The 13,071-nt window shown below is 45.0% G+C and carries 10 protein-coding genes; 4 read left to right on the top strand and 6 right to left on the bottom strand.

Features of this window, described 5'->3' with window-relative positions; all coding sequences use genetic code 11:
- Window positions 1–63 precede the first annotated feature (63 nt).
- From LEP1GSC052_RS08010 to LEP1GSC052_RS08030, 4 genes are all read left to right on the top strand, one after another.
- Window positions 64–681, top strand: coding sequence for an HD domain-containing protein (locus tag LEP1GSC052_RS08010; protein WP_010575282.1), 618 nt, complete (start codon window positions 64–66; stop codon window positions 679–681).
- Window positions 682–768: 87 nt separating this feature from the next.
- The gene (locus LEP1GSC052_RS08015) at window positions 769–1,167 is read left to right on the top strand and encodes a hypothetical protein (RefSeq protein ID WP_010575283.1); all 399 of its coding nucleotides are present in this window, start codon (window positions 769–771) and stop codon (window positions 1,165–1,167) included.
- A 253-nt stretch (window positions 1,168–1,420) separates the two neighbouring features.
- A complete protein-coding gene (locus LEP1GSC052_RS08020) occupies window positions 1,421–1,969 on the top strand; it encodes a DUF2141 domain-containing protein (RefSeq protein ID WP_010575284.1) in 549 nt (182 codons plus the stop codon).
- Between the two features lie 344 nt (window positions 1,970–2,313).
- Window positions 2,314–2,811: a GNAT family N-acetyltransferase gene (locus LEP1GSC052_RS08030; protein WP_010575285.1), complete on the top strand. Its 498-nt coding sequence runs from the start codon at window positions 2,314–2,316 to the stop codon at window positions 2,809–2,811.
- Between the two features lie 158 nt (window positions 2,812–2,969).
- Here LEP1GSC052_RS08030 and LEP1GSC052_RS08035 read toward each other — a convergent pair whose 3' ends face one another.
- The 6 genes from LEP1GSC052_RS08035 to LEP1GSC052_RS08060 are packed head-to-tail and all read right to left on the bottom strand — an operon-like array spanning window position 2,970 to window position 12,865.
- On the bottom strand, window positions 2,970–3,620 hold the full coding sequence (locus LEP1GSC052_RS08035) for a hypothetical protein (protein WP_010575286.1): 651 nt from the start codon (window positions 3,618–3,620) through the stop codon (window positions 2,970–2,972).
- Between the two features lie 16 nt (window positions 3,621–3,636).
- Window positions 3,637–4,536, bottom strand: coding sequence for a transglutaminase family protein (locus tag LEP1GSC052_RS08040; RefSeq protein WP_020986805.1), 900 nt, complete (start codon window positions 4,534–4,536; stop codon window positions 3,637–3,639).
- Window positions 4,529–7,063 carry a circularly permuted type 2 ATP-grasp protein gene (locus tag LEP1GSC052_RS08045; RefSeq protein ID WP_010575288.1) on the bottom strand — a complete coding sequence of 845 codons (2,535 nt, stop codon included), beginning with the start codon at window positions 7,061–7,063 and terminating at the stop codon, window positions 4,529–4,531. The genes LEP1GSC052_RS08040 and LEP1GSC052_RS08045 overlap by 8 nt, the downstream gene beginning before the upstream one ends.
- 30 nt (window positions 7,064–7,093) lie before the next feature.
- Window positions 7,094–10,411, bottom strand: coding sequence for a transglutaminase family protein (locus LEP1GSC052_RS08050; RefSeq protein WP_020985872.1), 3,318 nt, complete (start codon window positions 10,409–10,411; stop codon window positions 7,094–7,096).
- Window positions 10,412–10,456: 45 nt separating this feature from the next.
- The gene (locus tag LEP1GSC052_RS08055) at window positions 10,457–11,398 is read right to left on the bottom strand and encodes an alpha-E domain-containing protein (protein ID WP_040912903.1); all 942 of its coding nucleotides are present in this window, start codon (window positions 11,396–11,398) and stop codon (window positions 10,457–10,459) included.
- Window positions 11,399–11,434: 36 nt separating this feature from the next.
- Window positions 11,435–12,865, bottom strand: a complete 1,431-nt coding sequence (locus LEP1GSC052_RS08060; RefSeq protein ID WP_010575290.1) for a circularly permuted type 2 ATP-grasp protein — start codon at window positions 12,863–12,865, stop codon at window positions 11,435–11,437.
- Between the last annotated feature and the right edge of the window lie 206 nt (window positions 12,866–13,071).

Raw genomic sequence — 13,071 nt, forward strand, 5'->3', positions numbered from 1 at the left:
TCCACCTCCCGAGTCTGGGTGGGGGCCGCAAGTTTTACGATAAGGCTGCAGGAGTTCCCACAAATGACCCTCAAACAAACATTCGTCGAAACTGCCTCCCGTTATTCTTCCGACACAGATTTGATCGAATCTCTTTGGAAAGAAATTACAACCCGCTACGGCGAACCGCATCGCCACTATCACAATCTTTCGCATCTTGAAACCTTGCATTCCCTACTTCTGGAAATAAAAAATTCTGCGACCGATTGGGATTGTATTCTGTTTACCATGTATTACCACGACGTCGTTTACGACGTAACGCAAAACGACAACGAAGAACAGAGCGCGAACCTCGCCGAAAAAAGGTTGCGCGAAATCGGATTTCCGGAAAAACGAATCGCATCCTGCAAATCGCAGATTCTCGCGACCAAAGGACACTCCCAGAGCGAGGATAACGATACGAACTTATTTACGGACGCCGACTTGTCGATCTTAGGACAAAACTGGAACGTTTATTCGGAATATTCGAAAAACATAAGAATTGAATATTCGATTTATTCGAACGAGGAATATTCCCAAGGCCGGAAAAAAGTTCTGAACTACTTTTTGAATCTGGAAAGAATTTACAAAACAAGATTCTTTTTTGAACGTTTTGAAACCGGCGCAAGGGAGAATTTGACCCGAGAATCGAAAGAAATTTAATCGGACATTCAAAAATACGAAAGAACCTCCGATTCCAATTGCAAAATAAAATCCTCTTTGCATCAAAAGAGAATCAATGGATCAACCATGAAACCGAACAATCAAAATGTAAAAAAGACGGCCGGATATTTCTTCATTCTCATCTTTGTCGCCATCACCATCTTCCATCTTTTTGTTTTGAGCGGAATCGTTCCCTACTCGATCGTTTGGGGCGGACGTCTGACAAATCAGGAAGAGATGTATAGATTCGAGTTTGTATCGATCGTTTTGAATTCTTTTTTTATCTGGATCGCATTGATAAAAACGGGGAACACAAAGCCGATTCTCCCTCAAAAAGCGATCTCCGTGATTTTATGGATCATGGCCGTCCTGTTTTCAATCAACACGATCGGAAATATCGTTTCACAAAACGACTTAGAAAGAATCATTTTTACGCCGATCACGGCTATATTAGCAATCCTTTGTGCGTTTCTTGCTAAAGATTGATTTCTTTTTTACAACCTTCTGTAAAACTCAAAAAAAGTTCGATCGATTCTGGAAATTTGATTCCTTATAGTTTTATATCAAAACAATTAACTGCCGAACTTCCTAACACTTCCAAAAATCATCGTCCTTGATTGTGCTGCGAAAACGAATTGACTCGCAAAAAACAGAAAAGAACCTATCGAACAAGATTCAAACAAAACAAATCGACTCTTGAGAAATCCCTTCTAAACAAGCAAGGAAGATAAAAATCAATATGATATTGTACAAAACGGACCAATCACTTTCGGCCAAGGGATTTAAAATCGAAGATTCAAAACGAAACTACGCACAAAATTTTTTGAATATTCTATTTTTATTATATATACTCTTCGCCTTTAACGGCGTATCGCTCCCGGTTTTCGCGCAAACTCCGACCGGAGAATACGCGATCGCATCCGCACAACTCACCGTAAAAGTCACGGGGCTTCGCAACGCTCAAGGTCAAGTTTTGATCAGCGCCTACGATCGTAGCGAGGGATTTCCTAAAAAACCGGCCAAAGCTTTGCGAAGCGCTCGGGTCAAAATCGAAGACGGAACGGCCGTCGTCGTATTTTCACTTCCGCCCGGAGAATACGCAGTCGCTGCCGCTCATGACGAAAATGCGAATAACGAGCTCGATACGAATTTGGTAGGAATGCCCAAGGAAGGAGTCGGAGTTTCGAACAACGTCAAAGGTTTCATGGGACCGCCGAAATACGACGACGCTAAGTTTAAATTTACCGCGAACGGTAAAACGATCGAGATCAAGATCAACTATCTCTAATCGATTTCCGGTGGCCGCGATTTTACGGAGTTGTTCTTTCATTCTTAAAAATCGCGGTCATTTTTTCTATGGATCGATTTCTCAGTTTCAGATTCTGTATCATCGAACCGGAAGATCCAATTCGGGAGCAAACCGAGTTCTTATCAAAATCTTTACAAAATCTGTATTCACCAATGTGCGCGATTTCGCGACGCTGCGGAGGTTGCGATCGTCGGCCGCGGTTTCCAAAACGCAAACAAAGCCGGCAATAAAAATTTTTGGATGCAAATATACGAACTTCGTAGATTTTTACAAAATCCATCTACAAATTCAAAACCCAAAACGAAACTGATCGCTCCCGTATTATGCCGAAATCCAAAACCAATACCGGTTCATTTCAAATCGCCAACCTTCTTCCCGAACACAGAGAAGCCGCGATCGAACTCATCAATCAATTCTTTCGTTTGGTAAATTCTCTCAAGTTGGACGGAGTTTTTAAGATTCGTCCGCGGGCCGGAACCAAGATGATGGACGTTTATCTGAAACTGAGAGGGACCAGAAAGGTTCTTTTGCTCGGCGGTTTTTTAGGCGAAGAACTCGTATCGGTCCTGATCGCCAGAACGGAAGACAAACCCTATCTGGAAGAACAAAAAACCCTTTTTATCGATCTCGCCGTCACCAAACGCGGAAAACAAAAAGCGGGATATATGAAACCTCTCGTTCTCGCCTGCGAGGCTTGGGCCAAAGATCAGGATTTCCAAAGTGTGGAACTCAGAGCGATCGCGGAAAACGAAAACGCGGTTTCTTTTTGGAAAGCGATGGGTTACGATCCTTTTTACGTTCGCTTCCGAAAATTAGTTTAGAATTTTAGAATATTCTATTTTAATAACTCGATTGATTCCGCTCCACAGGCCGCATCCGCAAAAAAACCGACAGTTTTCTCTCAAAAAAGACCATCCCGTTTTAAACAAAATCGCACTTTACAACGTCGAGCTAACCAAACGTTCACTCGACTCGAATCTTACAATAAGGTAATGGTCGAAAAAAACATAAGGTTGTGCGTTAAAATCCTTCTCCAATCGTCGTCCGAGAACGGTTCCACATAACTGATGATGGATTTCACCTGAACGGTCATCTTATGTTTCGGGCTGTAATAAATTCCCACGATCGAGGTCCCGATAAATCTTCCGGGTCCGTATAGAATGACCTTCTTGGACGCGCCGCTTAGATCCAACTCCATCCAACCTTCCATAACTTTCGGTTGTCCTTGGCCGAAATCGTTCGAATAAGAATCCTTTACCAACTTTTCATAGGAATGGAGTTTTTCCGGAATCAACATAACCATAAGCAACATGGACAAACAAGGATCCTGACCGCCGCAATGACCGTCATAACTGTAGATCGTATATTTATCCTTTACGTGCGTGGTCACGTTCTTACGAAAGGAAGCGGGAACCTTCATCAAAAGAACGTCGTTTATATTCTCCATAACTTTCGGGTTAAAACGAACGTTGCGAATCGGCGGATCCTCTTCGGCTAAAACGGATTGAACGATCCTTCTCGCGTTGTCTTCCGGATCGGCCGTCTGACCTTGGTTCTGGCTTTGATTTTTGCCGGGCGAAGTACAATAAAAACCGAATATTAGAATTAATAAAACTACCCGTAGATTCATTTTGATTATTTCCTTTTCATAGATCGTATCTCGATCCGTTGTATTCCCGAATCACGTCCACTTCCACCTTGAGTTTGTGTTTACCGCCTCCGAACAGAATTCCTTTGAGCGGAGATACGTCCGCAAAGTCTCGACCCACGGAAGTGAAAATATATTCTTCGCTTAACATTTTACCGTTTGTGGGATCGTAATCCACCCAACCGATTCCGGGAGAATAAACCGAAAACCATGCGTGGGACGCGTCCGAACCTTGCAGCTTTTTTTGACCCGGAGGCGGAAAGGTTTCGATATAACCGGAAACGTATCTGCAGGGAATTCCCAAACTTCTCAAGGCGGCGATCGAAAGATGAGTGAAGTCCTGACAAACTCCCTTCCTATTTTTTAAAACCTGCGCGGGCGGAGTATGAATCGTAGTCGCGCCGGATTTGAATTCAAACGTATTAAAAAACTTTAAAGTATAATCGGAGACGGCTTGGAGAAGCGGCTTCTCGGCGTCCAACATTTCCAATGCGAAGTCGGCAAAGAGAGAATTCTTACTTACAAAAGCGGAATCGGCGACGTATTCCAAGGCTTCCAAATCCTCTTTGGAATGGGAAGATTTTAATAGAATCGGAATTTCGGAGACCTTGGGAGAATGACTCAAATCTCCGTAATCCACGGGATGAGTCGTCACCTTACTTTCCGAAACGATTTCCAAGGACTTATGTGAATCCTCCACCGAAAAAGAATAAACCAGGTTGCCGAAGTAATCCTTTCGATAACTGGAAACGGAGGGACCGGGTAAAACGTGCAGTTTAAGATCGTTGCAATCCTGATGACGATTCGTCACGGGACACATGTGAGCCAGGTTATGACAGTGTGAGACCTCTTCCTGATAGCTGTATCGCGTAACGTGTTTCACCGTATATTCAGCCATTGTAATCTCCGAGTTGAATCTGTTCCTCGACGTAACGGAAATAACGAGAGCCGATCGACTCCGACAAGGCGGCGATCTGATAATTGATGTCGTTCAGCCAACGGACGATGCTCAAGGAAGGATTGACGTATTCGAAAAGTCGTTTTGCGTCCTCTTGGATAAAACGGTTTCTGACTTCGGAGACGATTCTTTCCTCGGCGGTCGCCTCTTCCTTTTCGGAATGAGGAAGATAGGAAACGTATTCTCCCAGTTTACGAAGCTGATACGCCAAAGATCTGGGGTTGGACTCGTCGAACAAAAGAATATCCAAAACGGACTCGGCTTCGACTCTATATCTGTATCTTCTTCTATAAGTGATCTTGATATCGTTGATGTTCAACAAGGCTTCGAACATACTCTTGTTGTAAAGCGTGGAAAGATTGAGAACCGAAGTCACGAGACGGATCGTATAAGAAGCCCTTTCGATTCTTTTACCCATATTCATAAAATACCAGCCGGTTTCCCGTGACATACTTTCGATTCCGAGACCGGAAAGAGAAGCGAGTCTGGTTATGAGTAAAATCAAATATTCTAATATTTCATCGTATGACTGAAGTTTATCCGTGTTTTCGGTTTCGATCACGGAAAGAATGTATCTCATATCCTCCGACAATCGATCCCGAACCGATTTCGAAGATCGAACGAAAGAATTCAAATCCGACTGAATGCTTCCGGCTACGTCCGGAGAAAAAACCTGAGCAACCATTCTTTCCTTGGCACCGCGCAAAGGATCGTCCAGATTGAGTTGTAAAAATCCGGGATACGTCGCGGTAACATGAGTCACGGTTTGAAGAAGAAGTTGGACCTGTTCCTTTTCGTACGATTCTTCCATGTGAATCATTTTTAAGATCACTTCGCGTAACAATCTCGCTTGGTTCTCGGAGCGTTCCGCATAACGTCCCATCCAAAACATATTGTCCGCGACCCGGCTCGGAATACTTGCGCCCGAACGTTTGATCTGCATTCTTTCCGTTTTACCCGGAAGAAGTGTGAGATCCTTTTTCTCTTCGGAAGCAAGAACCCAAAGATCTTTCGAGATCGCACCGGTTTGATTGGTTACGATCAGATCTTCCACGTTCTCCGTTACACGAACCAAACCTCCGGGCATCGTCATATAACCGTTTTCGGAAAGCGTAGTAAACGCGCGAAACACGGAACGACCTTGAATCAGACGATCGCCCGAAAGTACGGGACAAGTGGAACCGCTTACGATTTCCTGGGCCACGTATTTTTCGGGATGAAGAATCGTCTTTTTGCGGATTTCTTCGATTTCGTTCTTCGGTAAAGAAGAAAGAAAAACTCCCGGCTCCAACGGATCGCGAACCGCTCTTTTAAAAACGAAACGTTCGGGCCGGTCAAAAACTTCTTTCATGGATTCCGGATTTCCCATCCAAAGAGTTCTTACGTTAGGTAAAATCAGATCTTCGGAAAGATAATATCTGCAAAGTGAGGAAAGAAAGGGATGAATCGCGCGATTCTCCAGAAAACCCGAACCGATCGGATTGGCTACGCGTACGTTTCCTTCCCGAATCACGTTCAAAATTCCCGGCACGCCCAAAAGAGAATCCCCTTTGAGTTCGAGAGGATCCATATAAGAATCCACGACCCTTCGAAAGATCACGTCGACTTGTTGAAGACCTTCCACGGTTTTTATGAATACGAAATTATTTCTGACCGTTAAGTCTTCGGCTTGGGCCAGAGTAAAACCGAGATAACCCGCGAGATAGGCGTGTTCGAAGTAGGTTTCGTTTCCCGCGCCCGGAGTTAAAAGAACGATGACCGGTTCCCGATCCTGAATCTTGGATTGAGACTGAAGCGCCTTTCGCAAAGAACGAAAATACAAAGCGACACGATGCACTTGAGAATCGCGGTAGATGGAAGGAAAAATTCTAGAAAGAACGATTCGATTCTCCAGTGAATAACCCGAACCGCTCGGAGCTTGAATTCGATCTCCGATCACCACAAAACTTCCGTTCTCTTGTCTCGCAAGATCGGAAGCCATAAAACAAAGTTCGTTGGTCGTCGAATGACCGAAGCCGTTGCACTGTCTTAAAAAATCGGGAGAACTGAAAAGAATTTCGGGAGGAATTTTTTTATCATACAGAAGTTTTCTCGGACCGTAGACGTCCTTAAAAAGCGCGTCGAGAAGTTCCGCTCTTTGAATGAGACCGCGTTCCACTTCTTCCCATTCTTTGCTTTCCATCAAAACGGGAAAAAGATCCAAGGACCAGAGCCTTTCCACAGCGCCCGGCTCCTCGTACACGTTGTATGTCACGCCGTTTTCCTGAAGGATACGGAGTGAATCCCTTTTTCTTCGGTTTAATTCCTCTTCGCTTAACGATTCGAGGGAATTGATTAAGAATTCGTATTTGGGTCTGAGGTTACCGTCTCCGTCGTAGAGTTCGTCGTAAACGGACGGAATCGGGTTGTATCCTTCCCGCAAGTTCAATCTGGCGTTGGATGGGTTGACCATAAAATTCTGAACCATGATTCAATGTCCGTAGATTTTGGCGATTCTTTACGGAGACTTTTTTTTCCAGCCGGGGCCCGGCGCAAGACGCAGATCCAAGGTAAACGGAGAATGGGGATGCGACAAAGGTTTCGGAGCCGCCGTCGGTCCGGCCGTATGACCTTGATCGATAAACCGATTGATTCTTCTGCTTTCCGCTTCGAAAGAATTTACGGGAAAGGTATCGTATGATCTTCCTCCCGGATGAGAAACGTAATACTTACAACCTCCGATCGACCTTCCGCTCCAAGAATCCCAAAGATCGAAGACGAGAGGATTTGTGACCGGAAGATTCGGATGTAACGTAAAAACGGGGGACCAAGCCTTATAACGAACGCCCGCGACCGCTTCTCCGTTTTTTCCCGTCGGTTTCAATGGAACCTCGTAACCGTTGCACGAAAGAATATATCTTCCCTGCGTCCATCCTTCCACCTTCACTTGAATTCTTTCCAACGCGGAATCTACGGCTCGGGAAGTTCCGAACGAATTCGCCTCTTCTCCGAGAACGTCCCAAGGTTCCAAAGCCATTCTCAACTCGAGACGGATCTGATCCTTGAGAACGTGACCATATTCAGGAAATCTAAATTCAAAAAATGGAATAAAGTCTTCCTCGTAAAACGGATAACCGTTTGATTTTAAATCCTTCAACACGTCCTTAAAGTCCTCCCAAACGTAAAAAGGAAGAAGGTATTTGTCGTGCAGCTCCGTTCCTCTTCGGATCGGGGGATGTTTGTAAGGTTCTTCCCAAAATCTGCACAATAAGGATAAGACGAACATTTGTTGCAGAACACTCATCTTGTAGTGAGGGGGCATCTCGAAAGCTCTGAATTCCACGAGCCCCAAACGCCCGGTCGATCCCGTGGGAGAATACAGTTTATCGATGGAAATCTCGGATCGATGCGTATTGCCTGTGATATCCACGAGAAGATTTCGAAAAAGACGATCCACGAGCCAAGGCGGAACGCTTTCCAAATGATCGACTTGTCTGCAAGCGATTTCGAATTCGTACAACGCTTCTTCCCTGCCCTCGTCCATACGTGGAGACTGGGAAGTGGTTCCGATAAAAAGTCCCGAAAAAAGATAAGACAAAGAAGGATGATGTTGCCAATACGTCGCAAAACTTCGAAGCAGATCCGGTCGTTTTAAAAAAGGACTTTCTTCGGGAACAAGAGCGCCTAACGTGATATGATTCCCGCCCCCGGTTCCGGAAGCCCTTCCGTCGATCTGAAACTTTTCCGTGCTCAGTTTTGTTTCGATCGCCCTTTCGTACAGAATTCTTGTTTTGTTTTCCAGCTCCACGAAGGACGTGGACGGATGCAGATTGACTTCGATCACACCGGGATCGGGTGTGATTCTAAACTGTCCGATTCTTTCGTCCATGGAAGACTCGTATCCTTCGATCCGAACCTTTAAGCCCGAAGCGAGAACCGCCTGTTCCACGCTTGCGATCAACTCGACCCAAACATCTGTGGAAGGAACCGGAGGAAGAAAGACGTGCAAAATTCCTTCTCGAACCTCGACCACGATCGTGGACTGAATCGGAAGTTCCTTTTCACCGAAGGTTTTCGAGGGAGAATCGAGTCTTTTACGAATCGTCGCATCCAAAGTTTTTCTCGAAGGAAGAGCCTCTTTTTTTTCGATCGAAGTGAAGTAAGGAACCTCGCGAAAACGATCGCTGATCGAAGAAAACGGAATTCTAAAACCGGCAGGAGAATCGCCCGGAATCAAAAAAAGTTTTTCCCTTTTAAAATGCCAAACGGAACTCTCCCATTCCTTCTTTACATAATTATAATATACGGGAATACCGAAGGCCACTTCCTTCTTAAAACCCTTGTCGAGAAGTTTCAAAAGACGCTGACGTTCCAGCGTATCGAAAGCCGTGGAAAGCTTTTTCTCCATTTCAAAAGGGAGATTTCCCTCTTTCCAAAGATAATAAAGATTGTCCTCGTACATGGGAACCATATACGAAAGATCGATGCCTAAGGTTCTGCAAATCGCGCACGCGAGAGTTTCCGAGGCTTTTTGAGGATCCAAATTCTCCGCTTTGGGCTTAGAATCGGACGCGTGCGGACCGTCCGCCAAAAGAAAAGGATCTTTCCAAAGTTCGACTCCGTCCTTTCTCCAAAGACAACCGATGCTCCAGCGCGGCAAAGGTTCTCCCGGATACCATTTTCCTTGCGAGAATTGTAAAAAGGAACCGGACGTGAATTCGTCCTTCAACTTATACATTAAACTTTTTGAAAGTTCGAACTTATCCTCGCCTAAGGCTTCGTGATTCCATTCCGGACTTTGACGATCCGCGTCCGAGATAAACGTGGGTTCTCCGCCGATCGAAAGGGACAAACCCAGATCCTTGATCTTATGATCGAGGGCCTTGCCCCTTCTTAAAATATCGTTCCATCTCGTTTCCGAATAGGGAAGAGTCACCCGAGGACTTTCCCGGATCCTTTCCACTTCCATTCTAAACTCGAACTCGGTTTTCGCGGGGTCCGCATAACCGAAGATAGGCGCCGCGCTCATCGGCTCCGGTGTTGCGGCTAACGGTATATGACCTTCTCCGGTAAGAAGTCCCGAAGTCGGATCCATTCCCACCCAACCCGCGCCGGGAAGAAACACCTCGGCCCAAGCGTGAAGATCTGTGAAATCTTTTTCGGGACCCTTCGGACCTTCGAGAGGTTTTTGATCCGCCTTGAGCTGAATCAGATAACCCGAAACAAAACGAGCCGCCAAACCGAAACGACGTAAAATTTGAACGAGCAAAAAGGAAGAATCCCTGCAGGACCCGGTTCGTTTCCGCAAAGACTCTTCACAGGTTTGAACCCCGGGTTCCATCCGAATGATATAACCGATGTCGTTTGAAAGTTTTTGATTTAACGCGACGATAAAATCGATGATCCTTTTCGGTTCCGCAAAACCTTCCGCACGCAGCGATTTCACATAAGAATCGAGCAGTTTTCCGTTTTCGGAAGGAACCAGATACGGGGCCAATTCGTATTTTAGAATTTCCTCATATTCGAACGGAAAATTCTCCGCGTAAGCCTCCACGAAAAAATCGAAAGGATTGATGACCTTCATATCGGCCACAAGATCGACTAACACGCTCAGACGATCGGTCTTTTCGGGAAAAACGAGTCTCGCCTGAAAGTTGCCGAACGGATCCTGTTGCCAGTTTAGAAACTGATTCTCCGGTTCCACCTTCAGAGAATAGGAAACGATATTCGTCTTACAATGAGGCGCCGGACGAAGTCGGATCACGTGTGGAGAAAGGGAGATGTTTCGATCATACCGATAAACGGTTTCGTGAGTGAGAGCGACTCGAATGGTCATAAAAAAATTTCCGCCTAAGTTTTCCGTTCCTAAAAAAACAAATCGTTAAAATCGAAAATAACGTTCGTCGATCCGGTCGTGAATCCCGTTGATCTGCAGTTGAAGTTTATCCAAATACTCGTGCATCCCCGAGTTGAAAATTTCCTCCACGGAAGTGTAACTGAGTTCGGATAACAAAACACCCACTCTCTTTTCCGCTTCGCAGGAATATTCGTCCGGATCGGTGCCGCTCAAAACTTTTAAGCTGTCGAAAATTTTTCGAAGAGAAAAACGGACCGCTCTCGGAAATTGTCTGTCGAGAATCAAAAACTCCGCGATGTTTTTCGGAGTTATCTTTTGATAGATTCGATTGAACATCTCGTGCGCGCTCGTGGATTTCAAAAGCGAAAGCCACTGGATCAGATCCAGATTGGAACCCACGTCGTGCGAAGGAAGAAGGATGAAGTATTTCATGTCGAGAATTCTCGCGGTTTTATCGGCGCGTTCCAGATATCTTCCGAGTTGCGCGAAATACCAAACCTCGTCCCTTGCGATCGTCGCTTCCTGACAACCGTAAAACAGAAGACATTGATTGCGGATCGACTTAAAGAATTCGCTCAACACGGAAAGATCCGTATCGGTAAAATGTTTTTTGCTCTTAAACGTAAGATAGAATTCGTTCATCACTTCCCACATCGGAGTGGAAATGTTTTCGCGGATGGTTCTTGCGTTCTCTCTCGAACGGATCAAACAGTTCAGAATCGAATTCGGATTCTCCGTATCGAAGGTCATGAAGTGAATCACGTTCTCCTTCGAAGGTTCCGAATATTTTTTCTGAAAGAGTTCGTTGTCGCCCGTTGTGAATACGAGAGGCATCCACTGACGGTTCACGTCTTCGTTCAAGTCCAAGGATAATTGAAAGTTAACGTCGATAAAGCGGGAATAATTCTCCGCCCTCTCCATATACCGATTCATCCAGTACACGGACTCAGCCACTCTGCTCAGCATAGCAACCTCTTTCGTTCTAAGTATGTATGTATCTTTTTAGCCTTCGCCCATAACCCAGGTATCTTTCGAACCGCCGCCTTGGGAAGAATTGACCACGAGAGAACCTTTTCTCAAAGCGACGCGAGTCAAACCGCCCGGCATGACATAGATGTCTTCGCCGTAAAGAATGAATGGTCTAAGATCCACGTGTCTTCCTTCCAACTTGTCTTCGATCAAAGTGGGAACTCTGGAAAGACTGAGGACTGGCTGTGCGATATAGTTTCTGGGACTTTTATCGATGAGTTCGCAAAATTCTTTTTGTTCCTTCTTGCTCGAGCGGGAACCGATGAGCATACCGTAACCGCCCGCGCCGTTCGCCGCTTTTACTACGAGGTTGGAGATATTCTCCTTAACGTATTTACGATCCTGATCGTTCGAACAAAGATAAGTGGGAACGTTCGGAATGATCGGTTCCTCACCGAGATAATATTTTATCATCGCGGGAACGAACGTGTATAAAACCTTATCGTCCGCAACACCGGCCCCCGGAGCGTTTACGAGAGCCACGTTTCCTTTTTTATACGCTTCGAAAATACCGGGAACACCCAGAAGAGAATCCTTGTTAAACACGAGAGGATCCAAGAAAGAATCGTCGATCCTTCTATAAATCACGTCGACGACTTTCAAACCTCTTGTGGTTCTCATATAAACCTTGTCGTCCTTCACGACGAGATCGCTTCCTTCCACGAGAGGAACTCCCATCTTCTGAGCCAGGAAAGAATGTTCGTAATAAGCCGAATTGTAGATCCCCGGAGTTAAAACCGCAATGGAAGGATTGGACTTGCCGCTCATGTATTCGAGCATGCCTCGAAGGCGAATCGGATAATCGTATGTAGGACGTACGTTTAAACTCGCGAAAAGTTCGGGGAACGTCTTCTTCATCACTTCACGATTTTCTAATACGTAAGAAACGCCGGAAGGACATCTGAGATTGTCTTCCAAAACGTGAACGGTTCCGTCTCCGTTGCGAACCAAATCCGTTCCCGAAATATGAATCCAAGTTCCTTGAGGAGGATTGATTCCTTTACATTCTTTTAAATAACCCGCGGAAGAATAAACGTACTCGGCGGGAACAACTCCGTCCTTGATGATCTTTTCATCGTGATAAATATCGTTGATAAAAAGATTCAAAGCCCTGGTTCTTTGTTTCAAACCTTCTTCCAGCTTTCTCCATTCGTGAGAAGTGATGATCCGAGGAATGATATCGAAAGGCATGATTCTTTCTTCTTCCTCTTCGTCGCCGTAAACATTGAACGTGATGCCGAGCGAAAGAAGTGCTTTTTCCGCGCTCGACTTTCGGCGAACCAATTCCCGATCGTCCATCGTTTCGATTCTCGATTTTAGAAAATCATAACTTTGTCGGATCCCGCCCTCGGGAAAAAACATTTCGTCGTAAAAAGATTCCGTCTCGTAGTTATTCAGAAGCATATTCATACCTCAATTAGAATTTCCTAAATTAAGCCCAATATGCAAGCAGTTTTTATTTTTATTGTTTAAATTTTAGATATATTACTCAGATATGCTAATTTATTATACATTTTGATTTAACGGTAAAATTTTTCCTGAGAAAAGTAGCGATTTTTGCCCGAAATTCAGACCTTAAAACCCCAATGGAGAATTTTGATTTTTGCGAA

It is taken from the genome of Leptospira kmetyi serovar Malaysia str. Bejo-Iso9 (assembly GCF_000243735.2).
GTDB classification, from domain to species: domain Bacteria; phylum Spirochaetota; class Leptospiria; order Leptospirales; family Leptospiraceae; genus Leptospira; species Leptospira kmetyi.

Bases quoted from the DNA above. Each gene is read 5' to 3' on its own strand.
- LEP1GSC052_RS08035 (WP_010575286.1), bottom strand. From the start codon at position 3,620: ATGAATCTACGGGTAGTTTTATTAATTCTAATATTCGGTTTTTATTGT.
- LEP1GSC052_RS08020 (WP_010575284.1), top strand. From the start codon at position 1,421: ATGATATTGTACAAAACGGACCAATCACTTTCGGCCAAGGGATTTAAA.
- LEP1GSC052_RS08050 (WP_020985872.1), bottom strand. From the start codon at position 10,411: ATGACCATTCGAGTCGCTCTCACTCACGAAACCGTTTATCGGTATGAT.
- LEP1GSC052_RS08055 (WP_040912903.1), bottom strand. From the start codon at position 11,398: ATGCTGAGCAGAGTGGCTGAGTCCGTGTACTGGATGAATCGGTATATG.
- LEP1GSC052_RS08060 (WP_010575290.1), bottom strand. From the start codon at position 12,865: ATGCTTCTGAATAACTACGAGACGGAATCTTTTTACGACGAAATGTTT.
- LEP1GSC052_RS08010 (WP_010575282.1), top strand. From the start codon at position 64: ATGACCCTCAAACAAACATTCGTCGAAACTGCCTCCCGTTATTCTTCC.
- LEP1GSC052_RS08040 (WP_020986805.1), bottom strand. From the start codon at position 4,536: ATGGCTGAATATACGGTGAAACACGTTACGCGATACAGCTATCAGGAA.
- LEP1GSC052_RS08045 (WP_010575288.1), bottom strand. From the start codon at position 7,063: ATGGTTCAGAATTTTATGGTCAACCCATCCAACGCCAGATTGAACTTG.
- LEP1GSC052_RS08030 (WP_010575285.1), top strand. From the start codon at position 2,314: ATGCCGAAATCCAAAACCAATACCGGTTCATTTCAAATCGCCAACCTT.
- LEP1GSC052_RS08015 (WP_010575283.1), top strand. From the start codon at position 769: ATGAAACCGAACAATCAAAATGTAAAAAAGACGGCCGGATATTTCTTC.